The following is a 25,331-nucleotide window of genomic DNA, read 5'->3' as shown; positions in this document are numbered from 1 at the left end:
TCAATTGGTGAAGAGGAGGAATCCGAATGACTGAGACAGTTACGACAGATTATTTTTTTGATGAGAAGGCTTTTGACAAGCAAGATGGAGCATATATTCCTTTGCGGGTCGCAGATGCACCCGAAAAACCGTTAAACGTTCCGCCATTGTTGAAACCTGATAAAGAAACAAAGGACGATGTTTATTACACCGTCACAGCCCAAGCAGGCGAGACCCAGATCTTGCCTGGAGCTAAAACAAAGACTTGGGGATACAATAATAGTATCCTCGGGAAAACGATTGTTTATCCGGCAGGCAAGCATATCCACGTTACTCTACAGAACCACCTGCCAGAGCTTACGACCTTTCATTGGCATGGCTTATTAGTTACTGGCCCATACGTTGATGGAGGTTGCCACGCTCCAGTTTATCCTGGAGAAGCAAAGCAGATCGACTTTACTTTAAATCAGCCAGCAGCAACGACTTGGTTGCATGCGCACCCATGTCCTTCGACTGCTGAGCAGGTCTGGCATGGCTTAGCCACCATGGTCTTAGTGACCGATAAACATAGCAGTGAATTAAATATACCAAACAACTATGGCGTCGATGATATCCCAGTAGTTTTACAGGATCGGATATTCCATGAAAACAACCAACTGGATTATCACGCTGATTACAATCCCGATGGAGTCACTGGTCCGACTGCAATGATCAATGGCACTGTTAATCCTTACTTCGATGTTACGACACAAAAATTGCGCTTGAGATTGCTTGATGGAGCCAACCGTCGTGAATGGCGCCTGCATTTGAGCGATGATTTGCAATTCACCCAAATAGCTGGAGACGAAAGCTTATTGCCGCATCCCATCAAAATGACACATTTGATGATCACCTGCGCTGAGCGCCAAGAAATCGTCATCGATTTCGAAGGATACCACGAAGGCGATGAAGTGACATTATTCAGTGATGACACCCCATTGCTGAAATTTAGGATCCACAAATTTGCTAAAGATGATTCAGTCATCCCTGAAGACTTGTTCACAGTGAAAGCACCAACAGTCGACCCACAGACTCCAGTTAGAAAAGTAGTCATGAGTGGTATGGATGAGGGCGTTGAAATTGATGGCAAGAAGTTTCAGATCCAGCGGATCGATGCGACTCAGCCAGTCGGCAAAGCTCAGTACTGGGATATCGTCAACAGCAATGATCCCAAGCAAGGGATGGTCCATCCTTTCCACATGCATGGGACGGAATTTCTAGTCATCAGCCGCAATGGCCATGAACCTTATCCTAACGAGCATGGTTTCAAGGACACGGTCGGGGTCAATCCTGGCGAGACGGTGCGGATCTTAGTCCGTTTCGATCTACCAGGTCTTTATATGTATCACTGCCACATTCTGGAACACGAAGATGGCGGTATGATGGCCCAGATCCAGGCCTACGAACCAGACAAGCCAATGCCAAAATACAAGTTGATGGATATGGAAACTTTGATGAACGCTTTTGCGAAAGAACGGGGCATCAAGCCGGAAGATCTCTGGATGGCCGGCATGGATTCCTATAAGAAATTAGGTATGAAAATGTAGAAATAGATTAAGCCACAAACTGATTGTGGCTTTTTTTGTTGCTAAAAATAATTAATTTATATTTTAATATTTTGATTTAAAATAAGTAAATCAAAACTTGAAAGGGTACACTGGTTATGTAATACGTAATTTAGGAATAAGCAGTTCATTGGCAATTAGGAATAAAGAAATTTATTCTTATAATAAATGTACTTTTTTAGGGGGGAGCATTTTGATCGAATACAAAAACGTTGGTATGCGATTCGAGGACAACGTCGTGCTCAAAGACGTTAATTTGACTATCAACGATAATGAAATATTTGTACTGGTCGGTCCTAGTGGTAGTGGGAAAACCACCTTGCTACGGATGCTGAATCAATTGACCGTTCCAACTGACGGGGATGTTTATTTCGATAATAAGAAGATCAAGGAATACGACATGCAAAAACTACGCTTGAGCATGGGCTATGTTTTACAGGACAGCAGTCTTTTCCCAAATCTGAATGTCGAAGACAACATCGCCATTCAATTAGAGCAACAAGGCGTCAACAAGAAAAAACGTCGTCAACGGGCTGCTGAACTAATGCAGGCAGTTGAGCTTGATCCAAAAAAGTACGCTAAAAGAAAGCCTAGCGAGTTATCTGGTGGTCAACAGCAACGTGTTTCGATCATCCGTGCTTTAGCTACTGAGCCAAAGATCGTTTTGATGGATGAGTCTTTCAGTGCTTTGGATCCGGTCCTGCGGAAAAAATCGCAAGATCTAGTTTTGAAGTTGCAAAAGCAATTCAAGACGACGATCGTCTTTGTGACTCATGATATGCAAGAGGCCCTTAAAATGGGGCAACAAATAGCTGTTTTGAATCACGGGACAGTTCAGCAGGTGGGTACACCGCACGAGATCATGCATCAGCCAGCTAATAAATTTGTCAAAAGTTTCTTTGGCGCTGGTACTCCGCATTGGTGGGATCTCGACTTTTTCATCGAGTCTGACAATATTAAGAGTATTCCTTATCGCGACGACCTTGAACCGATCGATAAGTTTGGTCAGGTCGTCGAAAAGCTCCAGACTGAGCCTATTTTGAAATTTCAGTATCACGACAAAGGTTATTCGACGACTAACCGGCAATTGCTGAAATATTTTGAAATCGAGGGGGAGTAGCTGATGAACACGTTAATGCAAACTATCTCGGCCCAACATGGAGAGATATTGAACTCGTTATATGAACATATTGGTATTTCGTTTATTTCTATCATTATCGCCATCGTGATCGCTGTTCCATTGGCGATCCTATTGAGAAACCACCGTCGCTGGGGTGAGGCGATGCTACAAGTGACTGGTATCATTCAGACCATTCCAAGTTTAGCCTTACTGGGTCTGTTGATCCCACTTGTTGGTATCGGGACGGTTCCAGCAGTTATTACTTTGACCCTTTACGGGATCATGCCGCTTTATCAAAATACTTACTCGGGATTGACCAACATCGATCCCAACCTTGAAGAAGCTGCAGAGGCCTTTGGTCTGTCGCGTTGGAAGCAGCTGCAAAGATTGGAATTTCCGTTGGCCTTGCCGATGATCATCTCCGGTATTCGGATTGCTTTAGTCATGATCATTGGTACCGCCACTTTAGCTGCCTTTATCGGTGCTGGTGGTCTAGGTAATTACATCATGTTAGGTATTCAACAGAACAACAATTCCTACTTAGTCATTGGTGGTGTCTTGTCAGCTGTTCTAGCCTTCTTGTTTAGTGCCTTATTGAAATATATCGGTGGTACTTCCAAACGGATCTATGTCAGTGGGATCATCGTTTTATTGATCATGCTAGGATTCGGTGGCACCAAAGCCTATCAAGCTATGCAACCGGAAAAAGTTTCTTTGACGATTGCCGGGAAACTTGGTAGTGAACCAGAAATTTTGATGAACATGTATAAAGACCTGATCCAAGAGGATAATCCGCAAACGGATGTCACATTAAAGCCTAACTTTGGTGGGACGACTTTCTTATTCAAGGCTTTGCAGCGTAACCAGATCGATATCTACCCTGAATTTACTGGGACGATCTTGGAATCGTTAGTTAAGTACAAGGGCAATACCCCCAAAGATCCGAATAAGATCTATCAAGTCGCCAGTGAACAGATTCAAGAACAGCATCAGATGAAGTTCTTGAAACCAATGGAATATGAAAATGGCTACGACTTGGCTGTCACCAAAGAATTCTCCAAGAAGTATGGCGTAACCAAGTTGAGTGACCTTGAACGGGTCAATGATAAAGTTCACGCAGCGTTTGATCCCGACTTCTCTAATTTAGCTGACGGATACGTCGGTCTGAAAAAGAAGTACAACCTCGATTTCGCCAAGGTTTCTACCATGGAGCCAACACTGAGATATAAAGCTATCGCTGACCGCAGAGTCAACTTAGTCGATGGCTACACGACTGATCCGCAAGTACGCCAGTATCATTTAGTCGTGTTAAAAGATGACAAGCACTTCTTCCCACCATATCAAGGTGCGCCAATGATGAAACAAAGCTTTGCCAAGAAGCATCCTCAGATTGTCAAAAGCTTGAACAAGCTTTCAGGCAAGATCTCGACCGAGGATATGCAGAAGATGAATTATCAAGTTACGGTCAAGCATAAGAAAGCTAGCGTCGTAGCTCATAATTATCTGAAATCACATAATTTGATTGAATAAATAGAAACGACCGCAGATAAATGCGGTCGTTTTTTGCTATGCATGAAACGTATACTGCTATAACTAATAAGTAATTTTTTATTTTTATATTCCGACTATAATGAACTTGTTACATTATGGAACTCTAAAAAAAGAGGGAGATTTAATACATGGCAAATACAGATATTACAAACTTTAAAATTAAATGATGGTACTGAGATTCCTTCATTCGGATTCGGTACTTTCCAAATCCCTGCAGATGGCTCAACTTATAAGGCTGTTACTGAAGCCTTGAAATTAGGCTATCGTCACATCGATACAGCTGTTGCTTACTTCAATGAACAAGAAGTCGGCAAGGCTATCAAAGACAGTGGCATTCCTCGTGACCAAATTTGGGTCACATCAAAATTATGGCTGCAAGATTTTGCTTATGAAGATGCTAAAAAAGCTATCGACCTTTCACTTGAAAAATTAGGTTTGGATTACATGGACCTTTACTTGATCCACCAACCATACGGTAAAGTCGATGAAGCTTGGAAAGCCATGGAAGAAGCTCAAAAAGATGGTAAGATCCGTTCGATTGGTGTATCAAATATGACACCTAAGATCTGGAACAAATTCGTGCCTAACTTTGACGTCATGCCAAGTGTCAACCAAATGCAATTCGACCCATATTTTCAACAAAAAGAATTGCGTAAGATCTTGGCAGAAAATCATGTTGCTCTTGAAGCATGGGGTCCACTTGGCCAAGGTGACAAAGACCTGTTTAACGAACCAGTTCTTAAAAACATTGCTGAAAAATATGGCAAGGATGTCGGTCAAGTTATCTTGAGATTCGAACATCAAGAAGGCATCATCGTCTTCCCTAAGTCAGTTCATGAAGCACGTATCAAGTCAAACAAAGAGATCTTCGATTTCGAATTGACTTCCGATGAAATGGATTCAATCCGTGCCTTGGACCGCAATGGTGAAGGCAGACATGATCCAGATGCACCCGGTATCAAAGATCAATTGCTTAACGCATTTGACGTTCACGCAGAATAATCAAAAAGGACAAATCCATTAATGGATTTGTCCTATTTTTTTGTTTTTTCATATTTTAAAATCTTTTGTAATTCATCTAAAAAGATTTGGTTGGCCTTTGGCAAGTTTCGGCCTTTGCTCCAGATCAAAGTATTGGTCCCAGTCAAATCTGGCGTTAATGGCTTAAAAGTCAATTCACTTTCTGAAGAAACGTCAGCCAGACCTCCAAACGTTAAGGCAATGCAGGCGCCAGTTTTGACTAATAAACTGGCATTGTAAAACAGATTGTATGTCCCGATGAAGTCGAATTGGGCACTTAGTCCATCGCTCCAATCATCAAAGAATTGTTTGGTCGCCTGTCGTGAGGATAAAATTGGCCGCCCTAATAGGTCACTAGGAGAAATTGAATCTTTTTGAGCTAGTGGTTCGTCTTTTCTCATCAAGACTCCCCAGTGATTTTTAGTTGGTAACTCAAGTTGATTATAGTTGCTCAAATTAAAATCACCCATGATAACGGAGAACTCCAATACACCGCTGTCTAGTTCCGAGAACGTTAACGATGAATCACCACTGTGGAAGTTGACATGGATCTCGGGATATTTATGGATGGTGTTTTTTACAGCCTGCATGACTGGTCCGAGTTGATCACTTTCACCAGCACCGATATCGAGTGTGCCACTGATGGTATCTTGTTTTTGTAGTGTATGGGTGGTTTTGTCGACTAGACCAATGATCTCCTGGGCTCGCTCTAGCAAATAATAACCTTCAGGTGTGATCTGAATTTTGCGATGGCTCCGAGTTAAAAGCTTGGTTCCCAGTTCAGTCTCAAGATCGGCTATCTGTCGCGACAGTGCTGGCTGACTGATGTGGAGCAAGTTAGCAGCCTTAGTCATATTTTGTTCTTGCGCGACGGATACGAAATATTTCAATACGCGAATATCCATAATTTCTCCTTTTTATCCATAAGCAAATGTAATAGATAGCCATGATTAATAAGTATTTAACATTATACTAATCGGTTCGTATAATTAAATCAATCAAGGGAACAGAAATGAGGTGTGAGATTGAAATCAAAAATGGATTTAGGTACGAAGGCTTACGAACAAGTTGATCAAATCGTCCAAACCAACTTGAAACTAGTCGAAGAACTTAACAATGGCTTTCACGACCAAGACGAGATCAAGTCAGTCGTCAGTCAGATCACTAATGAAAAGGTCGATTCTTCAACTGAGATCCGCTTGCCGTTTTGGACTGATTTTGGGCGGAACCTTCATATAGGAAAAAACGTCTTCATTAATGGCGGTTCGATGTTTACTGACATGGGTGGCATCTATTTAGGTGACCGAGTTTTGATCGGTCCTAACGTAACTATCGCTTCGGTCAATCACAACATCGATCCAAAAACTCGCAGGAACCTGCAGCTGAAGTCAGTTTATATCCACGATAACGCTTGGTTAGGAGCAAATGTGACTGTTACACCTGGTGTCGTCATCGGTGAGAATGCCATTGTCGGTGCCGGTGCAGTGGTAACGAAAGATGTTCCTTCTAACACTATCGTTGGCGGGGTTCCAGCACGGTTTATCAAGACTATTAAAGAGTAGGAGAAAATTTTATGAGTTTAAAAGATAAAGTAGTAATCATCATGGGAGCTTCAAGTGGTATCGGAGAAGCTACCGCCAACTTACTAGCAAGTGAGGGGGCAAAATTGACTATTGCCGCCCGTCGGCTGAGTCGTCTACAAGAGATCAAAGACAATAATGCTTCTGCTACTATTTTGCCTGTCGAAGCTGATGTTACCGACAAAGATCAAGTTCAAAACGTTATCGACAAAACAGTTGCTGAATATGGCAAGATCGATGTCTTGTTCAATAATGCTGGTATCATGCCAGTTAACAATTTGGACCAAGTTGCTCGTGACGAATGGGACAATATGCTCGACATCAATGTTAAAGGCGTTCTGAACGGTATCGCTTCAGCTCTTCCTATTATGAAGAAACAAAAGAGCGGTCATGTCATCACGACTTCTTCAGTTCTGGGATATGAGGTATTGCCTGGTTATGCAACTTATTCAGGCACTAAATATGCCGTCCGTGCAATCATGGAAGGTCTTCGTCAAGAAGAACATGCTAACAATATTAAGACGACGGTGATTGCTCCAGGAACTGTTAAAACTGAATTATTCAATTCGATCAATAATCAAGAGATCAAAAAAGGTCTCGAAGAGGCAACTAGTCAACCAGGCTCTGAAATGTCCGCAATGCAACCGGAAGAAATTGCTCAAGCAGTTGCTTTCGTGATTGATACTCCAGCAAATATGTCGGTCAACGAAATGGTTATCCGTCCGACGGGACAAGAAGTTTAATAAATAAAATAATGATTTATAATAAATGTGAATGACACATTTAAGGAGGAATTTTATGTCAATTTTTGATGAAACAATTACTTTGAATAATGGTGTTAAAATCCCTAGATTGGCTTTGGGTGTATGGGAGATCGATGACGACAAAGTCGCTGATGCTGTAAAGAGTGCGGTCGATATTGGTTATCGTCACGTTGATACTGCTCAAGCTTATGGAAATGAACGAGGAGTAGGTGAAGCTGTTAGAAATGCTAGTGTTCCCCGTGACCAGATCTTTGTTAATTCAAAAGTCGCTGCTGAACACAAGACTTATGACAGTGCTAAAGATTCAATTGATGAAACTTTGAACAAGATGGGCTTGGATTATCTTGATATGATGATCATCCACAATCCACAACCTTGGAAAGAAGTTAACCAATCTAATGACCGTCACTTTGAGGGTAATTTGGAAGCTTGGCGTGCTATGGAAGATGCCGTTAAAGCTGGTAAGTTGAAGACTATTGGTGTATCTAGTTTTGAAAAGGAAGACTTGGACAACTTGATCAAGAACAGTGATACTAAGCCTGCTGTTAATCAGGTCCAAGTTCACATTGGTGATACTCCTTTGGATATTATTAAATATTCTCAAGACAACGATATTGCGGTTGAGGCTTTCTCTCCGGTTGCTCATGGTGCTGCTTTGAAGAATGACAAGATTGTTGAGGTTGCTAAGAAGTATAATGTTTCGGTTCCTCAACTTTGCATTCGTTACGATTGGCAATTGAATACTATTGTTTTGCCTAAGTCGGCTAACCCTGATCATATGAAGTCTAACGCTGACATTGATTTTGTGATTTCTGACGATGATATGAAGGTTTTGGCTTCGATTGGTAATATGGATTATGGCGATGCAAGCTCTTATCCTGTGTTTGGTGGTAAGCTCTAAGGATGCCGGCTCCAGGGAAAATAAGATTTTGGGCTGGAACGTGGTGGGCACGACTTGGAGCCTCCCTTTGGGAGTCTTCAAGCTCGGCCTTGTTCTAAGCTCACTTCGTTCACTAAGAACAATTTCACCACTGAGCCCAAATCTTATTTTCCCTTCCGCCTAGTTTTGTGGTGTACTTTGGTTTGATACCTATCTGTTTTTTTGTGGGTCCGCTGCAGCTTTGTGGAAGGATTATTTTGGCTGGAACGTGGTGGACGCCACTTGGAGCCCGCCTTTGGCGGTCTTCAAGCTGGGTCTTGTTCTAAGCTCACTTCGTTCACTAAGAACAATTTCACCACTGAGCCCAAACCTTATTTTCCCTTCCACCTAGTTTTGTGGTTTACTGCAGTTTGATATCTATCTGTTTTAATATGTCGGTAAAAGAAACTAATATATCTATTCATATCTTTGGGCTGTTCGTGGCTTTCGCCACTTAGCCCTTTGCTATGTTTAGAGATAAAATCAATGATCAAAAGAAGAGGATTTCTGAATTTGTTCAGAAATCCTCTTCTTTTTTGCTTATTTATTCATTTACTTCACTTATTTTGGGCTTACTTCTACTGTGGCACTTTGTGGTCCTTCGGCTAGCATTGGTGGAAGATAAGGGCTGTCTTTGTATTTGTCTTTGTATCCTTGGTCGATTTTTTCTGTCATGCTGGTATCTTCTAGCTTTTTGAAGGTTACTTCATGATTTTCTCCTGCTAGAAAGATTCTTCCGGCTTTTTGGGTGATGGCTGAATTGTACCAGCGTGAGTTTTGACCGTTATATGCTCTGATGAATAGGTTTCCGTCTACCACTACTGACCAGATCCAAGTTGGTGTTCCGTATGTTTTGCCATCATCGTAAAATGGTGAGACTTTGAAATCATCTGCTTTGGAAAAATCCTTTAATTGTTCCTCTGTCCATGTTTTTTCTGCCATCTTAATTTCCTCCTTGATACTAGAAATCCTTAACAATTCCATGCTATCACTTTTTTTTATTAATTATAATTTTTATGAGTTTCATGTCTTGACTCTGGTTTTCCTATGGTGATATATTAGTGCTCGTTTGCTTGGTGACTGATATCTAAATATTTTGTCATTAAGTGATTTATACAATTAAATAGGGGACTTTGTTTCTCGGAAAGAGGGCGTATTTATGCGTAACTACAAAGCACAAACTATCATTCTGGTTTTGTTATCTTTTATCTTAGGTAACAACGAATTCTTAGTTATGGGGATTCTTTCAAATATCTCTGCGACTTACCATGTTTCGATTGCTAATGTTGGTCTACTAGTAACTGCCTACGGGATTATTTATGCTATTAGTACGCCGATCATTACTTCTTTGATTGGTAATTTCAATCGTTACTATTCATTGATCGTTTTGACGATTATTTTCCTTTTCGGGAACACTTTAAGTGGATTTGCTACTAGCTACACGATGCTGATCGTTTCACGGGTAATTTCGGCTTCGGTGGCTGGTGCTATTATTTCTTTGTCGATGACTTTCTCCAGTGTCATTGCACCGAGATCTAAGCAGGGGTTCGTGGTTTCTTGGATCTTTTCTGGTTTTAGTATTGCTTCTGTTATTGGTGTACCTTTGAGTACTGCCATCAGTTCATTCTTTGACTGGAGGATCACTTTCTTTATTATTTCTGCCATGGGACTTATCACTTTGGTTTTGTTGATGATGTCTTTGCCAAAAGATTTCAAGGGTAAGACTAGTCCTTTGAGCAGTCAATTCGAACTTTTGAAGGATTCACGGATTTCCTTTGGTATCTTGTTGCCATTCTTGGCTATGTCAGCTATTTATGTTACTTATACCTACTTGCAACCAATGTATGGCACGCTTGGTTTTCCAGCTCAAAGTTTGAGTCTGTTCCTCGTCATCTTTGGGGTAACGTCACTTATCAGTAATCAATTGTCAGGACGGATCTCTGATCATGGTGGCTTGAAGACGATGCCGAAAGTTTATCTGTTCGAAATTTTAGTTTTCTTAGTTTTGCCATTATTTACGCAAAACAAATATTTAGGGATCGCCAACTTGTTGATGGTCGGAGTCATCATGTATCTGATCAATTCGCCGATTCAGATCCATTTTTTGAATACAGCTAAGGATTCTTATCCACAAGCAATCACTTTAGCATCTTCACTGAATCCAGTTTTCTCAAATCTTGGTATTTCACTGGGTTCAGCTGTTGGTTCATTAGTTGTCGGTAACTTTGGCTTATCGATGATCGGTATCGGCAGTTCGATCTTTGCAGTCGGAGCACTTTTGATCAACTTACAATTGAATAAAATTATTGCAGCAAAAGCTTAATGGCAAACTTGGTTTGCCATTTTTTATTGTCCAAATTTGTATTAGAATAATCTACGACTTTTACTTTTTTGGGAGGTTACTTTTATGGATGTGCAAATTTTGCGTGATGGTCTGACTTTACGAGGGACTTTCAATAAGCCGGATACTTCTGAATTTGATCTAGTCGTTTTGATGCATGGTTTTACGTCTGATCGAGGGGTCAATCCCGACCAGTTGCTGTATCAATTGGCTGAACGATTCGAGAAAAGAGGTCTAGCAACTTTACGATTTGACTTTAATGGTCATGGCACAAGTGACGGGGATTTTAAAAATATGACCGTCTTGAACGAAATCAGCGATGGCAAGGCTATCCTGGATTATGCTTGCAGCCTTAAAGTCGTTCGCAAGCTTTATTTGTTTGGCCATTCTCAAGGTGGTGTCGTGGCTAGCATGATTGCTGGCTATTACCATGAAAAAATCGATAAGCTAGTTTTGATGGCACCAGCTGCTACTTTAAAAGATGATGCCTTGAAAGGGAACACCCAAGGATTTACCTATGATCCAGAAAATATTCCTGATGAACTTCCGATCAAAAAAGGACTTACTCTAGGTGGATTTTATCTCCGGACCGCTCAAACTATGCCCATCTATGAAGTGGCTCGTCAGTACCAAGGACCAGTTTGCTTAGTTCACGGATTGGATGATCAAGTAGTTGATAACATCGCCTCCAAACGTTACGACGACGTTTATCAAAATGATAAATTGAACCTTTTGCCACATGCAGATCACGGTTTTACCGAAGGCGATTCGCGCCAAGAAGCCTTGGATATCGCAACCGATTTTCTACTCAATAATTAAAAATAGCCAACGATTATATCGTTGGCTTTTTACGTCTAATTTAAAATATCTTTGATCGCATCGGATAATTTAGTGATCGGATGACCCAAAGCTTTCTCGAAATCGGCAGTCGTAGCAGATTCCTGGCCATTATTACCGTTTTTCGTATACTTTTGATAAGTGTCAGCAATCGTCGCCCAGGTGCTTGAAATACCTGCGCTGGCTAAATCTTTATTGAAGTCAGACTCAGAAGTTTCCTCGATATCGATTGATTTTCCTAAAGCTTCTTGAGTAGCTAGTCCAAGTTCGCGATAAGTCAGGGGCTGACTGCTGAGGTTGAGCACGGGGCCAAACTTGCCGCTTGCTACGGCACGAGCCCCAGCTTCGGCGTAATCTTTCTTGTAAGTCAGAGCGATTTTGCCGTTGCCTGCAAAGTAAGGGAACTTGCCAGTTTTCTGAGCGTATTCAAACATTGCTTGATTGACTTCCAAATACCAGCTGTTGCGCAAGAAAGTATAAGGGATGCCGGAATCCTTGATCCATTGCTCAGTTTCGGAGTGATTTTGTTCAAGTCCGAATTGAGAGTACTCAGGTGCGAAGATGCTGGTGTAGGCGATGAACTTGACGTTGTCTTCCTTGGCGGCATCGACGACGTTCTTTTGAATGCCTGGCGTTGGCACTGAAACGAACAATAATCGGTCGATGTCTTTTAGGGCTTCGACCATCGAAGTTTTGTCTGAGAAATCACCAAGGCGGACGGTTACCCCGTCTTGTTTGATCGATTGGGCTTTTTCTTTGCTTCTTGCTAAAGCAAATAAATTATCATTTGGAGCAAATTTTTTGAGATATGCAAGGGCATGACTGCCATAATCTCCGGTAGCACCGGTGACTAATATATTCATAAATATCTCTCCTTTGTTATCTTTAGCTTCAATATAAAGCATAATCTGAGCAGATTCATTTGATGAAATATTAATTATGTATAAAATTTGGATGAATAAACAATTTTATATAAATAGAGGAACGATGATGACATTAAAAAATCAAACTAAATTATTATTTGCCAATCAACTAGAACAGATGTTGATCAATACCCCGATGGATAAGATTCGGGTGGTCGATCTATGCAAACGTTGCGGAACCATCCCCCAAACTTTTTATTACCATTTTCATGATAAATATGAATTAGTTGCTTGGGCATTTTTAAAAGATTTTTCGAGCATCTATATTGATCAAGATAACAATTATTCAGTCGAGAGCATCACAGAAAATCTTGTTCAAATGAAACGACATCAAAAGTTTTACCAACAGACTTACACGCAGCGTTCACAAAATTCGATCAGAGATTATATTCAGAAGTTCAATCAACAGACGGCAATTGAGGCTGTGGAAAGTTTTTCTGGAAAAGAAATAACATCGAAACAAATGCTACAGGTCAAATATCATTCCTATGGGATGATGGGGTTGTTTGAAGAATGGATCTCGGGAAAATTGAGCTTGTCTGAAAAAGAATTGGCCACTTTTCAATATGAACAAACGCCGGATTTTTTGAGAGAAGCTTATCAACATTATGATTTTAGAAAATCGATTGCTTTTAACTAGTAAAAAAGAGGATTCATCTCCAATAGGATGAATCCTCTCTTTTTATATTTTAACCTAGGAAACTTAATACGATTACGTTGATGAATACAGCAATCATAACTGCTGGTGGAAAAATTGTCATTGATAGTATGATGCCGATGACTTTGATTGAGAGGTCGATGGCAACCGCACGGCTATCAATATCGAAGAGAGCTTTAAATTGTTGCTTGTTGACTTTGTTCAAGGAATTAGAAAGAGCAATATTTGATAAACTGACTAAAATAATGATTACTCCATAAAATACTTGAGCAAATGAATTGTTGAAGTTCCCAGCAACGATGCTTGTTGTGTAAGGGAACAACGATGCAAAAAATAGCATCACCAAAGTCCAGACAATAGTTGAATTGCTTACCTTTTCAATTTTTTCAAAGGCATTGTGATGATTGAGCCACATAAAACCCAGCCAAAAGAATGACAATGCATAGGCGAAAAAGTTAGTCCTTAAATCCCAGAGACCGTTCCAATTTAGTTCTTTAGGCTTTTCCAATTCCAAAACTAGAATGGTCATGATGATTGCTAAGACGGCATCGGTGAAGGCCGCCAAACGTTCTTTATTCATGATGAAATCCCCCTATAGTAATGAAACAGTTCAAATTATTTTAAATAATTATCCCAGGCAGTAGTAATTTGCTTAATAGTTGGTTCGATAATTTTCTTTTGGGTCTTCAAATAAGTCGCAAAGAAATCCATCGTACTAGATTCGTCACTGATTGGAATGCGCACTCGATCATCGTTATCACGATTCTGGTGCCAATCAAGAGTTGAGATGGTCGTATTGAAATATGGAAAGTTTGAGTATCGAGTTATTTCTGAGAACGAATCAGGCTGTTCCTGATACATGAATTTAGCGTCAGGAATATTGTCTTGGATGACTTTTCTCCAAGTTCCAATATTGTTTAAAACGATGAAACTAAGTCCCTTTAAATCGGCAAATTTGACTGATTTTTTATTTGCTAAATAGGTGAATTTATCGAGATTAACCTCTAATTTCTCTTTGCCGATGAAAATTGACTCGACATCGTCGGTTTGAATTTCATTGTCACTAATCATCAACGTGTAATTGTTAGTGCGAAGATTTTTTAGGATTTGTCCGTCTGAGATCATATCAGGATCTAATTCAGTATTTTCAGAAAAATCATTTTTTATATGATTCAATAAGATGAGTGGACCCGGTGCGACTGAACCGATTCGGATGATTTGATGACTTCGTTCAAATTTGCGAACGGTCTGAATCAAATTCTTATTTAGATTTAAGACTTTTTTAGCTTCGACTACAGCAATTTTACCAGTGTCCGTCAAAGTTATACTGTTAGGCTGACGATTGAAAATTTTGACTTTTAATTCATCCTCTAATTTCTGCATACCCCTAGTTACTGTCGGCTGTGTCACCACTAAATGCTCGGCGGTAGCCGCCAGTGTGCCATATTTTGAAAAAGTAACTAATTCTTCTAATAGGTAGTTATCGATCATTCTCTCATCTCCTCAGTATACGTCAACTGCATAGTAGCATTACTTTATAGTAATTTTCAACCGTAGTTTATGGCACTACAATGAACTTATAAATTAATGAGAGAGGTAAATATTATGCAAACAGTTAAATTAAATGATGGTAACGAAATGCCACAATTGGGATTTGGTGTTTTCCAAGTTCCAGATTTAGATCAATGTGAACAAGCAGTCACAGAGGCTTTACAAGTTGGTTACCGTTTGATCGATACTGCTGCAGCTTATCAAAATGAAGAAGCTGTTGGTAGAGCTATCAAAAAGAGCGGCATTGATAGAAAAGATTTATTCATTACATCTAAGCTTTGGGTATCAGACGAGAACTACGACAGAGCTAAAAAGGCCATCGACACTTCGCTTGAAAAATTAGGCTTGGATTATATGGATCTATACTTATTGCATCAACCATATGGCGATGTTATTGGCGCTTGGAAAGCTCTTGAAGAAGCTCAAAAGGAAGGCAAGATCCGTTCGATCGGTGTTTCTAACTTCTATCCTGACCAATTGAAGAATTTGGAACTATCAACTGACATCAAGCCAGTCATCAACCAAATCGAGACAAGTCCTTGGATGCAAGAAAAAGCTGAAGTTGAATTTGCTCAAGGTGAGGATATTCACGTAGAATCTTGGGCACCATTTGCTGAAGGCAAACATGACATCTTCACTAATGAAACGATTGCTGATATTGGTAAGAAATACGACAAGTCAAATGGTCAAGTGATTTTAAGATGGTTGTTGCAACGTGGTATTGTTGCTATTCCTAAGTCAGTTCACAAGAACCGGATGGAAGAAAACTTTGATGTCTTTGATTTCGAATTAACAGATGACGATATGAAGACAATGGCAACATTGGACAAGAAAGAAAGTCAATTCTTTGACCACCGCGATCCAAGTACTATTGAACAAATCTTTGCTTCAAGTTTGGCTCAATTAAAATAATTTTTTTGGAGATAACTATATTATGACAAAAGTATTAATTCTCGGCGCTAATGGACAAGTAGCAAGAATCGTTGAAGAACGTATCTTGAAAGAACAACCAGATGTTGAATTGACATTGTTCTTACGTAACAGTGGACGTCTTGATTCTTTGAAGGATCAAAAGAACGTTACTATCGTTGACGGTGATATTGCCAACTATGACGATGTAAACAATGCCGCAAAAGATCAAGATATCATTTATGTATCCACAGTTGATCACACTTCTGACAATGTGATCACAAAAAATGTTGTCAAAGCTGCTAAGGAAAATAACGTACCACGTATCATTGAAACTAGCTTGCTAGGTATTTATAACGAAGTTCCTGGTGAATATGGCGAATGGAATTATAACCAAGTTAAGAGTGGTCTGCCTGCAGCAATCAATGCAGACAAGCTTTTGTCAGAATCAGGAATCTCATATACGACTCTTCGTTTCCCATGGTTGAACGACCGTGACGAAGTTAAGTATGACATTACTCATAAAAATGAAGAATACGTTGGTGTCTCAGGATCACGTCAAAGTATGGCCGATGTCATCGTCAAGATTATCGCTGATCCAACATACTTAGCAAATGATTCAGTTGGTATTGCTGACGCAGCAACAAAGAACGAAACAAGACCAGTATATTAATTTAAAAATTAATCATAAAAATCAGAGGGAGAATTATATGGCTGACGAAAAAGTAGTTGTAATCACTGGAGCATCAAGTGGTATTGGTGAAGCTAGTGCTGAATTATTGGCAAAGGACGGTGCCAAATTAGTTTTGGGTGCTCGTCGTGAAAATTTGCTAAAAGAGATATCTGAAAAAGTTGAAAAATTAGGTGGACAAGCAGTCTATCAATCTACTGATGTCACTGATGATGATCAAGTTGAGTCATTGGCAAAATTAGCAATCGATAAATTCGGTCGCATTGACGTATGGATCAATAATGCCGGAATCATGCCACAATCAATTTTGTCTGAAAAAAAGATTCAAGATTGGAACAACATGATCGACATTAATATTAAAGGAACTTTGTATGGTATCGGTGCAGCTATCCCTTACATGGATAAGCAGAAATCAGGACATATCATCAACGTTTCATCAGTTGCCGGACATCAAGCACATCAGGGAAGTGCTGTATATTCCGCAACTAAGTACGCCGTTCGTGCAATCAGCGAATCATTAAGACAAGAAATGGTCGATGCCAAGAACAATGTCCGTGTAACAGTGGTCTCACCAGGTGCTATCAACACTGGATTATTGTCATCAGTTACTGACCCACAAGTTAAAGCTGGCATGGAAAAATTCTATGAAGCATATAGCATCCCAGTCGAACGTGTTGCTTTAACTATCAAACAAGCAATCGATTTACCCGCTGATGCAGCCTGGAACGAAGTCGTCATTCGTCCAACTAATCAATTGGGATAATTTTCTATCCTTGTTAATTGAAGAAATCAGCATATGCGCTTACTATTAAGCTGGTTGGGAGCCAGATTTAAATCGGTCGTTAACTTGAGAAAGTTTGACGTCTTTGGCTCCAGCCTCGCACAATTAAAATAAAAAAGAGTAAGTATCATGGCTGAAGAAATTTTTAAATTAAATAATGATATTGCTATTCCAAAAATTGGTCTCGGAACTAATGCGATGGCGCCAGAAGCTGCCGAACAAGAAGTCTTTGAAGCTTTGAATGCTGATTATCGTCTAATCGATACAGCTAACATTTATTTGAACGAACGAGGCGTCGGTCGGGGCATCGAATGCTCCGGAGTTCCTCGAGATGAGATCTTTTTAAGCTTGAAGTTATGGCCAACTGAATATGGCGACCCAGATGCAATCGATAAGACTTTAGATCGTCTGGGCACTGATCATTTGGATATAATGTTCCTTCATCAACCAGTTGGTGACTATCTAACTGGCTATCATCAATTAGAGGAAGCTTATCGAGCTGGCAAACTGAGAGCTATCGGGATCTCTAATTTCAAGGGCGATAGCCTGAAAAAATTATTAGCTGGTTCGGAACTGAAACCACAAGTTATCCAGTTAGAGACTCATCCTTATTTCACAGAAAAGACCGTTCGAGAGATTTTAAAGCCAATTGGCACTCGCCTGATGTCGTGGTTCCCACTGGGACACGGTAATAGCGGTCTTTTGGCTGAACCAATTTTTGCTAAGCTGGCTGAAAAATATAGTAAGTCGAGCGTGCAAATTATTTTACGTTGGCACACTCAAATGGGGTTCATCGTGATCCCTGGTTCGACTAATCCTGACCATATCAAGGATAATCGTAATATTTTCGATTTTGAATTGACGGAGTCTGAGATGGCCGAGATTGCCATGCTTGATCGAGGCAAAAGCTTTTATCATCCCACTGCTTCTGATCGTGACAGATACGTTAATCAACCTGTTGATTTTGAAGCTCAAAAATAAATTTAAGCGACTAACGAAAAATGTTAGTCGCTTTTTTAGGTTACATAACACTGCTATAGTGGGATTTATAATCATTTTATCTATTTTATATTTCTATAATATGATTTTATTCCTTGAAACTAATATTATATATATGATAAAATTTATACATAGAGGGATATAAAATAAATTGTTTGCAAGTTTTTCTGATGATTCTGTCTACTAGAATGAATGTTTTTAAGGCTTGTTTTCAAAATGAAAGGATTGATTTTCTGACCAAATTTTATCAACTAACAACTTCGGATGTTTTAGACAAGCTATTAGTCGATTCAAAACGCGGCCTAACGAACGAACAAGTCCTCGATAATCGAAAACTATATGGCACAAATGAATTAACGGAGAAAAAAGAAGATCCGTTATGGAAAGTTTTCCTCAAAGGCTTTAAGGAACCAATCGTCATCGTGCTGCTCGGTGCAGTGCTGTTGTCATTGCTGAGTTCCTTATATGCTTTCAATTTTCAAAATAATTCCCAGCATGGTAAAGAGGCCCTCTATGAAGCCATCGCCATTGGGATATTAGTGCTCATCAACGCGACTATTGTCTTTTTCCAGGAAATGAGTACCAAAAAAAGTCTGGATGCGTTGAAAGAAATGAACGACCGGACCAGCGTCGTCTTACGGGACTTCGAATGGCAAACGGTGCCGACAGCTGAATTAGTTGTTGGTGACATCATCAAGGTGAAGATGGGGGACTTTGTTGAAGCTGACGTACGTTGGCTCGAGAGTTCAGAATTACAGGTAATTGAGTCTCATCTGACCGGTGAAGCCGATGCAATCCAAAAAGATATCGATGCGATTTCCGACGATGTTCAACTGACTGACCGTAACAACATGGGTTATTCTGGTTCGACGGTCGCTAATGGACAAGGTGTCGGGATCATCGTGGGTATCGGTCAAAACACCGAATTAGGTAACATCGCCACGATGTTGAACAATACCGACAAGAAACCGTCGCCTCTGCAAACTACTATCAAAAAATTAACTGGTAGTTTAATGAAGGCTTCCGGTGCAATCGTCTTAATGACTTTCGTCATTGGGATAATTAAAGCCGGTGGTTTCAGTATCGATTCAATCAGTTCTGTGCTATCGACTTCGATCTCGTTAGCAGTTGCTTCGATTCCTGATGCAATGCCGATTGTTCTGTCGATCGTGTTAACTATCGGTGCAACTAAGACAGCTTTGAACAACGGTCTGATCAAGTCACTTAATAGTGTTGAAACTCTGGGTAGTACTTCATATATTGCTTCTGATAAAACTGGTACTTTGACTCAGAACCAGATGACGGTGACTGAATATTACGACGGAACTAATTTATATAAGGTTGATGGACTAGGTTACGAAACCACTGGAGATATCAAAGCTGACGCAAATAAGTCAGTTATCAGCGATTCTGCTTTTCTAGCGGGAGCTGTCCTTTGTAACGAATCAGCGGTTAAGGAAGTCGACGGCGAAATGAAGCCGTTCGGTAATCCGACTGAGATTGCTTTGAACGTTTTAGGGCAAAAAGCTGGCGTTACTAAGGAAGGCTTATTGAAAGACCGTGAATTGACGCGGACTTTACCGTTTACTAGTGCTCGAAAAATGATGAGCGTGATCGTTAAATCGGGCTCAGGATACCGGCTTTACACTAAGGGAGCGCCAGACGTGCTCTTGAAAAATAGTCAAAATATATTATTAGACGGCGAAATGGTCTCCAGCAAAAATGCTGACAGATTCAACGAGATCTTCGATGGATATGCGAAAAAAGCTTTACGGACATTGGCAGTCGCCTATCGCGATATTTCTCAAAAAGAAGCGGAAACTGCTAGTGTTGAAGAATTGGAACAAAACTTAACTATCGTTGGTATCGCAGGGATCATCGATCCTCCGCGACCAGAAGTTAAGCAATCAGTTAAGACTTTGAATGATGCTAAAATCGAAGTGGTCATGATCACTGGTGACCACGCACAGACTGCTCGAGCAATTGCATATGACCTGGGGATAGTTAAATCCAGGGATGCTCGCGTGGTCGAAGGTACGGAAATTGAAAATATGACTGACGATGAATTATTCAAGTTGGTTTTAGAAACTAATATCTATGCTCGGGTGACGCCTGAGCACAAGCAACGGATCATCAAACAGCTGCAAAGACAGAAACAAATTGTGGCGATGACTGGTGATGGCGTTAACGATGCTCCAGCTTTGAAGGCTGCTGACATCGGGATCGCGATGGGTATCACCGGGACTGAAGTTACGAAAGATTCAGCTGACTTGATACTGTTAGATGATAAATTTACGACCATCGAAAAATCAGTTCGAAGCGGTCGGATGATCTACGCTAATATCAAGAACTTCATGCGTCACGAGTTAACGACTAACGTGGCCGAAGTGTCAGCTTTACTGTTTGGTCTATTCTTGACGACATCGTTTGGCCAAGTCGGAGCAGGGACGGCGACATTGAGTGCTTTGATGGTCTTATGGGTCAATATGATCAGTGACTCGATCCCATCGTTTGCTTTAGGATACGACGTTGCCGAATCAGATATTATGAAAGAAAAACCGCGTGACGTGAATGAATCAGTTTTAGCAAATCACACTTGGTCAAGAGTCTTGATCCGTGGTTTGGTGATGGGTGGCATGGTCTACCTAGCCTTCGTTTGGGCAGCTAAGAATGGCGCAACTGCTCAACAAGCTCAGACGGTAGCTTTCTTGACCTTGGTATTCGGTCAGTTATGGCACGTGTTCGACGCCAGAAGTTCGAAGTCTATCTTCAGAAGAAATCCATTTGAAAATAAACATTTGTTAGCTGCGGTGGCATTCGCCAGTGTCAGCTCGATCTTGGTGACAGCGATCCCATTCTTCAATATGGTGATGGGAACGGCTCAATTGCCAATGGTCGTCTACATCATGCTCGTGTTCATCCCCGCATTGCCAACGTTGATCTTGTCAGGTATCAAAGAGATATTTGGAATAAAAATATGGTAGGAAAACACCTCAGTGGAGGTGTTTTTTTTGATGTTAAGCGTAATTTCTTTGTGTTAAGTAATAAGATTGAGAATCACAATGTTTTGTATTACAATGTTTTACAAAAAGGACTGGTGATAATATGGCTATGATTACACTTAGAGTTTCAGATGATGAAAAAGAATGGCTCCAGTATATGGCTGATTTTTACGGCATTCCTTTATCAGAACTGATCAAAAAGTATTCGATGGAGCAATTGGAAGATGCCTACGATTTACAGGTTGCGGAGGTTGCCCATAAGGCTTATCTAGAAAGTAATAAGGAAACAACTTCTATGAAGGAAGTGCTGGATGAATTCGGGAAAATATAAACTAGTTTTCAGTGAGAAAGCCATCAAACAACTTAGAAAAATGGATCGTCATCAAGCTGTACTAATAACTAGATGGCTCTATTTAAATATTGATGGTGCAAATGATCCCAGAGCTCATGGAAAAATATTGAAATCCAATCTGGCAGGATTTTGGCGTTACCGAATTGGTAATTATCGAATAATTGTTGAAATCGAAGATTCTCAACTAGTTGTATTAGCAATTAATATTGGACATAGAAGAACAATCTACAAGTAGAGAAAACACCTCAAATGAGGTGTTTTTTTGCTATTTTTACTATACGTATTGCGAATACTACCATGTTTATTTAGTAATTTTTTTCTTGCTCATGGGGTTCTATACTGAATTCAACAATTAAAGGAAGAAAGCAAATACCGAACTGTGAAAAAGTGAATGCTTAGTAGGTTACTTTTATCCCGATAATGGGAGGTTTGTTAAATATGAATTTTTCAAAAAAATCAAATGGCAGTGATGGCACGATCGATGGGCAATCGATTACTGCTAATCAACTGACTAGATCGAATATCGAATGGCGCAATGGTTATGGTACGCCATCAGATGGCAATGATACCAATAGCCAAAATACTCCAACCAGAAAATTGACCAAGGATGCTAAGAGCATCATCATTTACTTTTCTCGTTCTGGAAGTACGGAATTGTTGGCCAGTAAAGTTGCTGAGCAAACTGATTCCGATATCTTAGAGATAGTCGTCAAAGATTCTTATTCAGGCAATTATCAAAAAACATTATCGCGGGCTAATTCTGAACGCGAGAACGAGGACTATCCAGAACTAAACATGGCTGTTCCTGATTTGAGTCAATATCAGACGGTCTATCTTGGTTATCCGATCTGGGCGATGACATTGTCGCATCCGATGACTTCATTTGTAACCACATATGGCAGTCGTCTGAGTGGTAAAAAAATTGCCCCCTTTATGTCTGAAGGTGGCTATGGACAAGGCGATAGCGTCTCAAGGATTGAAGACATTTTAGCTGCAGAAGGATCAAAAGATAATACCTTTACAAGGGCTTTAGTAGTCGATGGCAACAAAGTCGATAAATCTGATAGCAATGTCAAACATTGGGTGGAGCAAGTAAAAAAATAACTATCACTCTATTCACCAGTATACGATTTATGTATAGCAGTATGTTTAAGAGGTAATTTTCAAAACGTGGTTATCGAACTACACTTTGTTTGCCAATGAAGGAAAATCAGTATTAATAAAAAATTATTTTGAAGGAGATATTATAAATGAGAGCAGCAACATTTATCGAACCAGGAAAAATGGAAGTCAGAGACTATGACATGCCAAAAATTCAAAAGCCAACCGATGCGATCATAAAGATCGTTCGTGCTTGCGTTTGTGGATCAGATCTTTGGTGGTACCGTGGTATTTCAAAACGTGAGAAGGGTTCAACTGTTGGACATGAAGCAATCGGGATTGTTCAAGAAGTTGGATCAGAAGTCAAAGATGTAAAAGTTGGAGACTTCGTAATTGCTCCATTCACACACGGCTGTGGTCACTGTGCCGCTTGTTTAGCAGGATTTGACGGAGATTGTATGAATAAAGAAGCCGGCGGCAACGGTGGTTACCAAGGCGAATACTTGAGATTCATCAATGCTAACTGGGCTTTAGTAAAAATACCTGGTCAACCTGAAGATTATTCGGATGAGATGCTCAATAGTTTCTTAGCATTGGCTGATGTTATGGCAACAGGCTATCACGCAGCTGCTAGTGCTGAAGTAAAAGAAGGCGATACTGTCGTTGTTTTAGGTGATGGTGGTGTTGGACTTTCAGGTGTGATCTCAGCTAAGTTGCGTGGTGCCAAACGTATCATTGCAATGAGTCGTCATGAAGATAGACAAAAATTAGCCAAAGAATTTGGCGCAACAGATATTATCGCTGAGCGTGGCGACGAGGCTGTCGAAAAAGTCATGGGATTGACTGATGGCAACGGCGCTGATGCAGTTCTTGAATGTGTTGGAACTGAACAATCTGTTGATACAGCTGTTAAAGTTGGGCGCCCAGGCGCAATCGTTGGACGTGTCGGTGTTCCTCAAAAAGCCGAAATGAATACTAACAATTTGTTCTGGAAGAACATCGGACTTCGTGGAGGAGTTGCATCCGTTACGACAGATGACAAAAATGTTCTTTTAGATGCTGTATTGAAGGGCAAAATCAATCCTGGCAAAATCTTCACTAAGAGATTTACTCTTGATCAAATTCAAGATGCTTATGAAGCTATGGATAAACGTACTGCAATTAAATCATTGATTATTGTCAGTGATAAATAATTAAAATTTTTGATAGCAGCTTAAAAACTTTGACGAAAGTTGAAGTTTTTATTTTTTTTGCAAAAATTCAAAATTTGACTTAGAAAGAAGGAGTAACAATCAAAAAAGAAAAATTTGGGATAGCATTGCCGATCATCCTTTTAACGTATTTTATGATTATTTTGGATAATTCGATTATTTTTACTAGTACGGCAAAAATTGCTAATGATTTATCTCTTAACAACCAAGCATTGTCTTGGATAACAAATGCTTATGCCTTAACGTTCGGTGGTTTACTGTTATTCTCAGGTAAAGCAGGGGATGTTTTCGGTAGGAAAAAAGTATACTTAATAGGTTTATTGATCTTCAGTATCAGTTCTTTGTTCGTTGGATTAGCAACGAATGCTACGATGATCATCTCAATGCGGGCCGTTCAGGGAATCGGTTCATCGATTTTGGCTCCTAGCACGTTAGCATTGTTGATGGATAATTATTCCGGAACGATGCGGACTAAAGCTATCGGATATTACGGAGCTACAGCTGGTCTTGGCTCCAGTTTCGGTTTAGTTATCGGAGGGATAATTGCCAGTTATTGGTCTTGGCGAGTTGGATTCTTCCTAAATTTCCCAATTGGTATCGCGATGCTATTACTATCTCTGAAGTACCTCAAATCAGGAAAAACCTATGCTGAAAAAATCGATATTCTAGGAACTATTTTTTCAGTCGTCGGAGTTTCAGCTTTGGTATACAGTATTGATGGGAGTGATTATCGACTTTTATCTTTGATCGTGGCGATAATTAGTTTGGCGTTCTTCGTCTTTCAAGAAAAAAGAACTGCGGAGCCAATCATGCCATTATCATTGTTCAGGAATAGTGAACGTAGTTTTGCCTATGCGGCAAGATTTACCTATTTAGGATTTGCAATCACCTACTTCTTCTTGACTCCTTTAGCGATGCAGCGTGTCTATGGCTTCAGTCCTTTGATGTCAGCGATTGGTTTCTTGCCGGAAACTATTCCGCAATTCGTATTTGCAGCGGTTGAAACAAGAATGTCGGCTAAGGTACGTAATTCGAGATTATTGGTCACTGGAATGATCATTACTTTCGTTGGTGTTGCAGCGACCGCAATAATTGGTATCAAGGCTGGTTATTGGGTCGGGATTGCTATTCCAATGGTCTTAGTCGGTATTGGACAGGCATTTTCTCTTAGTCCAATAACTGTGTCTGGTGTTGCCAATACGACACCAGAAATGACTGGATCAGCTTCAGGTATCGTCAACACTGTCCATCAAATTGGTGGATCAGTCGGCTTGTCAGTAGTGGTAGCCTTGGTAAGTCAGTATCAAGCTCCAGATCTTTCATTTGATCATGCGATGATCTGGATAACTGTGATAGTTGGGATTTCCTTGCTCTGTTCATTAGGGATCCTCAAAGTCAGCAAAAATTGATATGCTCAAACATGAATATATTTTCGTCA

At 40.2% G+C, this 25,331-nt stretch carries 25 protein-coding genes; 20 read left to right on the top strand and 5 right to left on the bottom strand.

Annotation, left to right across the window (positions count from 1 at the left end):
- The first annotated feature begins 26 nt into the window (after positions 1-26).
- The 4 genes from FC27_RS06665 to FC27_RS06650 all read left to right on the top strand — a co-directional run bounded on the left by FC27_RS06665 (position 27) and on the right by FC27_RS06650 (position 5,256).
- Positions 27-1,565 (top strand): multicopper oxidase family protein, encoded by a 1,539-nt coding sequence (locus FC27_RS06665; RefSeq protein ID WP_010624588.1) that lies wholly within the window; start codon positions 27-29, stop codon positions 1,563-1,565.
- 211 nt (positions 1,566-1,776) lie between these two features.
- Positions 1,777-2,703, top strand: coding sequence for an ATP-binding cassette domain-containing protein (locus tag FC27_RS06660; protein WP_010624587.1), 927 nt, complete (start codon positions 1,777-1,779; stop codon positions 2,701-2,703).
- Between the two features lie 3 nt (positions 2,704-2,706).
- A complete protein-coding gene (locus FC27_RS06655; RefSeq protein ID WP_010624586.1) occupies positions 2,707-4,233 on the top strand; it encodes an ABC transporter permease/substrate-binding protein in 1,527 nt (508 codons plus the stop codon).
- Positions 4,234-4,395: 162 nt separating this feature from the next.
- Complete coding sequence (locus tag FC27_RS06650; RefSeq protein WP_029508180.1) at positions 4,396-5,256, top strand: aldo/keto reductase; 861 nt, start codon at positions 4,396-4,398, stop codon at positions 5,254-5,256.
- Positions 5,257-5,288: 32 nt separating this feature from the next.
- Here FC27_RS06650 and FC27_RS06645 read toward each other — a convergent pair whose 3' ends face one another.
- Positions 5,289-6,179, bottom strand: a complete 891-nt coding sequence (locus FC27_RS06645) for a LysR family transcriptional regulator (RefSeq protein WP_010624584.1) — start codon at positions 6,177-6,179, stop codon at positions 5,289-5,291.
- A 120-nt stretch (positions 6,180-6,299) separates the two neighbouring features.
- On the opposite strand from FC27_RS06645, the gene FC27_RS06640 reads away from it, so the two are divergent.
- The 3 genes from FC27_RS06640 to FC27_RS06630 are packed head-to-tail and all read left to right on the top strand — an operon-like array spanning position 6,300 to position 8,519.
- Complete coding sequence (locus FC27_RS06640; protein ID WP_010624583.1) at positions 6,300-6,836, top strand: DapH/DapD/GlmU-related protein; 537 nt, start codon at positions 6,300-6,302, stop codon at positions 6,834-6,836.
- Positions 6,837-6,847: 11 nt separating this feature from the next.
- Positions 6,848-7,597, top strand: coding sequence for an SDR family oxidoreductase (locus FC27_RS06635; protein WP_010624582.1), 750 nt, complete (start codon positions 6,848-6,850; stop codon positions 7,595-7,597).
- A gap of 55 nt (positions 7,598-7,652) precedes the next feature.
- Positions 7,653-8,519, top strand: a complete 867-nt coding sequence (locus FC27_RS06630) for an aldo/keto reductase (protein WP_010624581.1) — start codon at positions 7,653-7,655, stop codon at positions 8,517-8,519.
- A gap of 579 nt (positions 8,520-9,098) precedes the next feature.
- Here the strand turns inward: FC27_RS06630 and FC27_RS06625 are convergent.
- A complete protein-coding gene (locus FC27_RS06625; protein ID WP_010624580.1) occupies positions 9,099-9,479 on the bottom strand; it encodes a DUF2255 family protein in 381 nt (126 codons plus the stop codon).
- Positions 9,480-9,696: 217 nt separating this feature from the next.
- Here FC27_RS06625 and FC27_RS06620 point away from each other — a divergent pair, with 217 nt between their 5' ends.
- Together FC27_RS06620 and FC27_RS06615 are read left to right on the top strand one after the other, a co-directional pair.
- Positions 9,697-10,860 carry an MFS transporter gene (locus tag FC27_RS06620; protein WP_010624579.1) on the top strand — a complete coding sequence of 388 codons (1,164 nt, stop codon included), beginning with the start codon at positions 9,697-9,699 and terminating at the stop codon, positions 10,858-10,860.
- 84 nt (positions 10,861-10,944) lie between these two features.
- On the top strand, positions 10,945-11,697 hold the full coding sequence (locus FC27_RS06615; protein ID WP_010624578.1) for an alpha/beta hydrolase: 753 nt from the start codon (positions 10,945-10,947) through the stop codon (positions 11,695-11,697).
- Positions 11,698-11,732: 35 nt separating this feature from the next.
- Here the strand turns inward: FC27_RS06615 and FC27_RS06610 are convergent, their stop codons facing one another.
- The gene (locus FC27_RS06610) at positions 11,733-12,578 is read right to left on the bottom strand and encodes an NAD(P)H-binding protein (RefSeq protein ID WP_010624577.1); all 846 of its coding nucleotides are present in this window, start codon (positions 12,576-12,578) and stop codon (positions 11,733-11,735) included.
- A 124-nt stretch (positions 12,579-12,702) separates the two neighbouring features.
- Here FC27_RS06610 and FC27_RS06605 point away from each other — a divergent pair, with 124 nt between their 5' ends.
- Positions 12,703-13,278 carry a TetR/AcrR family transcriptional regulator C-terminal domain-containing protein gene (locus FC27_RS06605; protein ID WP_235699641.1) on the top strand — a complete coding sequence of 192 codons (576 nt, stop codon included), beginning with the start codon at positions 12,703-12,705 and terminating at the stop codon, positions 13,276-13,278.
- A gap of 49 nt (positions 13,279-13,327) precedes the next feature.
- Here FC27_RS06605 and FC27_RS06600 read toward each other — a convergent pair whose 3' ends face one another.
- Both FC27_RS06600 and FC27_RS06595 read right to left on the bottom strand, forming a co-directional pair.
- Positions 13,328-13,876 carry a TMEM175 family protein gene (locus FC27_RS06600; RefSeq protein WP_010624575.1) on the bottom strand — a complete coding sequence of 183 codons (549 nt, stop codon included), beginning with the start codon at positions 13,874-13,876 and terminating at the stop codon, positions 13,328-13,330.
- Positions 13,877-13,911: 35 nt separating this feature from the next.
- Positions 13,912-14,787 (bottom strand): LysR family transcriptional regulator, encoded by an 876-nt coding sequence (locus FC27_RS06595; protein ID WP_010624574.1) that lies wholly within the window; start codon positions 14,785-14,787, stop codon positions 13,912-13,914.
- 114 nt (positions 14,788-14,901) lie between these two features.
- Between FC27_RS06595 and FC27_RS06590 the strand changes: the two genes are divergently transcribed.
- The 10 genes from FC27_RS06590 to FC27_RS06545 all read left to right on the top strand — a co-directional run bounded on the left by FC27_RS06590 (position 14,902) and on the right by FC27_RS06545 (position 25,302).
- Positions 14,902-15,759, top strand: coding sequence for an aldo/keto reductase (locus tag FC27_RS06590; RefSeq protein WP_010624573.1), 858 nt, complete (start codon positions 14,902-14,904; stop codon positions 15,757-15,759).
- 22 nt (positions 15,760-15,781) lie between these two features.
- The gene (locus FC27_RS06585; RefSeq protein ID WP_010624572.1) at positions 15,782-16,429 is read left to right on the top strand and encodes an NAD(P)H-binding protein; all 648 of its coding nucleotides are present in this window, start codon (positions 15,782-15,784) and stop codon (positions 16,427-16,429) included.
- 37 nt (positions 16,430-16,466) lie between these two features.
- Positions 16,467-17,210, top strand: coding sequence for an SDR family oxidoreductase (locus tag FC27_RS06580; protein WP_010624571.1), 744 nt, complete (start codon positions 16,467-16,469; stop codon positions 17,208-17,210).
- 147 nt (positions 17,211-17,357) lie between these two features.
- Positions 17,358-18,209, top strand: coding sequence for an aldo/keto reductase (locus FC27_RS06575; protein ID WP_010624570.1), 852 nt, complete (start codon positions 17,358-17,360; stop codon positions 18,207-18,209).
- 206 nt (positions 18,210-18,415) lie between these two features.
- The gene (locus FC27_RS06570) at positions 18,416-21,211 is read left to right on the top strand and encodes a cation-translocating P-type ATPase (protein ID WP_050901061.1); all 2,796 of its coding nucleotides are present in this window, start codon (positions 18,416-18,418) and stop codon (positions 21,209-21,211) included.
- Between the two features lie 121 nt (positions 21,212-21,332).
- Positions 21,333-21,560 (top strand): type II toxin-antitoxin system RelB family antitoxin, encoded by a 228-nt coding sequence (gene relB, locus FC27_RS06565; protein WP_029508177.1) that lies wholly within the window; start codon positions 21,333-21,335, stop codon positions 21,558-21,560.
- A complete protein-coding gene (locus FC27_RS06560) occupies positions 21,541-21,816 on the top strand; it encodes a type II toxin-antitoxin system RelE family toxin (RefSeq protein ID WP_010624567.1) in 276 nt (91 codons plus the stop codon). The genes relB and FC27_RS06560 overlap by 20 nt, the downstream gene beginning before the upstream one ends.
- A gap of 203 nt (positions 21,817-22,019) precedes the next feature.
- Positions 22,020-22,685, top strand: a complete 666-nt coding sequence (locus tag FC27_RS06555; RefSeq protein WP_010624566.1) for a flavodoxin family protein — start codon at positions 22,020-22,022, stop codon at positions 22,683-22,685.
- Positions 22,686-22,831: 146 nt separating this feature from the next.
- Complete coding sequence (locus tag FC27_RS06550) at positions 22,832-23,875, top strand: zinc-dependent alcohol dehydrogenase family protein (protein WP_010624565.1); 1,044 nt, start codon at positions 22,832-22,834, stop codon at positions 23,873-23,875.
- Between the two features lie 125 nt (positions 23,876-24,000).
- Positions 24,001-25,302: an MFS transporter gene (locus FC27_RS06545; protein WP_010624564.1), complete on the top strand. Its 1,302-nt coding sequence runs from the start codon at positions 24,001-24,003 to the stop codon at positions 25,300-25,302.
- Positions 25,303-25,331 lie beyond the last annotated feature (29 nt).

It is taken from the genome of Companilactobacillus versmoldensis DSM 14857 = KCTC 3814, assembly GCF_001434295.1.
Taxonomy (GTDB): Bacteria; Bacillota; Bacilli; order Lactobacillales; family Lactobacillaceae; genus Companilactobacillus; species Companilactobacillus versmoldensis.
Note: the sequence above shows the minus strand (reverse complement) of the source record. Positions and strands in the feature narration are given on the sequence as shown.

Bases quoted from the DNA above. Each gene is read 5' to 3' on its own strand.
- FC27_RS06665 (WP_010624588.1), top strand. From the start codon at position 27: ATGACTGAGACAGTTACGACAGATTATTTTTTTGATGAGAAGGCTTTT.
- FC27_RS06655 (WP_010624586.1), top strand. From the start codon at position 2,707: ATGAACACGTTAATGCAAACTATCTCGGCCCAACATGGAGAGATATTG.
- FC27_RS06645 (WP_010624584.1), bottom strand. From the start codon at position 6,179: ATGGATATTCGCGTATTGAAATATTTCGTATCCGTCGCGCAAGAACAA.
- FC27_RS06635 (WP_010624582.1), top strand. From the start codon at position 6,848: ATGAGTTTAAAAGATAAAGTAGTAATCATCATGGGAGCTTCAAGTGGT.
- FC27_RS06630 (WP_010624581.1), top strand. From the start codon at position 7,653: ATGTCAATTTTTGATGAAACAATTACTTTGAATAATGGTGTTAAAATC.
- FC27_RS06625 (WP_010624580.1), bottom strand. From the start codon at position 9,479: ATGGCAGAAAAAACATGGACAGAGGAACAATTAAAGGATTTTTCCAAA.
- FC27_RS06620 (WP_010624579.1), top strand. From the start codon at position 9,697: ATGCGTAACTACAAAGCACAAACTATCATTCTGGTTTTGTTATCTTTT.
- FC27_RS06615 (WP_010624578.1), top strand. From the start codon at position 10,945: ATGGATGTGCAAATTTTGCGTGATGGTCTGACTTTACGAGGGACTTTC.
- FC27_RS06610 (WP_010624577.1), bottom strand. From the start codon at position 12,578: ATGAATATATTAGTCACCGGTGCTACCGGAGATTATGGCAGTCATGCC.
- FC27_RS06605 (WP_235699641.1), top strand. From the start codon at position 12,703: ATGATGACATTAAAAAATCAAACTAAATTATTATTTGCCAATCAACTA.
- FC27_RS06600 (WP_010624575.1), bottom strand. From the start codon at position 13,876: ATGAATAAAGAACGTTTGGCGGCCTTCACCGATGCCGTCTTAGCAATC.
- FC27_RS06595 (WP_010624574.1), bottom strand. From the start codon at position 14,787: ATGATCGATAACTACCTATTAGAAGAATTAGTTACTTTTTCAAAATAT.
- FC27_RS06590 (WP_010624573.1), top strand. From the start codon at position 14,902: ATGCAAACAGTTAAATTAAATGATGGTAACGAAATGCCACAATTGGGA.
- FC27_RS06585 (WP_010624572.1), top strand. From the start codon at position 15,782: ATGACAAAAGTATTAATTCTCGGCGCTAATGGACAAGTAGCAAGAATC.
- FC27_RS06580 (WP_010624571.1), top strand. From the start codon at position 16,467: ATGGCTGACGAAAAAGTAGTTGTAATCACTGGAGCATCAAGTGGTATT.
- FC27_RS06575 (WP_010624570.1), top strand. From the start codon at position 17,358: ATGGCTGAAGAAATTTTTAAATTAAATAATGATATTGCTATTCCAAAA.
- FC27_RS06570 (WP_050901061.1), top strand. From the start codon at position 18,416: ATGAATGTTTTTAAGGCTTGTTTTCAAAATGAAAGGATTGATTTTCTG.
- relB (WP_029508177.1), top strand. From the start codon at position 21,333: ATGGCTATGATTACACTTAGAGTTTCAGATGATGAAAAAGAATGGCTC.
- FC27_RS06560 (WP_010624567.1), top strand. From the start codon at position 21,541: ATGAATTCGGGAAAATATAAACTAGTTTTCAGTGAGAAAGCCATCAAA.
- FC27_RS06555 (WP_010624566.1), top strand. From the start codon at position 22,020: ATGAATTTTTCAAAAAAATCAAATGGCAGTGATGGCACGATCGATGGG.
- FC27_RS06550 (WP_010624565.1), top strand. From the start codon at position 22,832: ATGAGAGCAGCAACATTTATCGAACCAGGAAAAATGGAAGTCAGAGAC.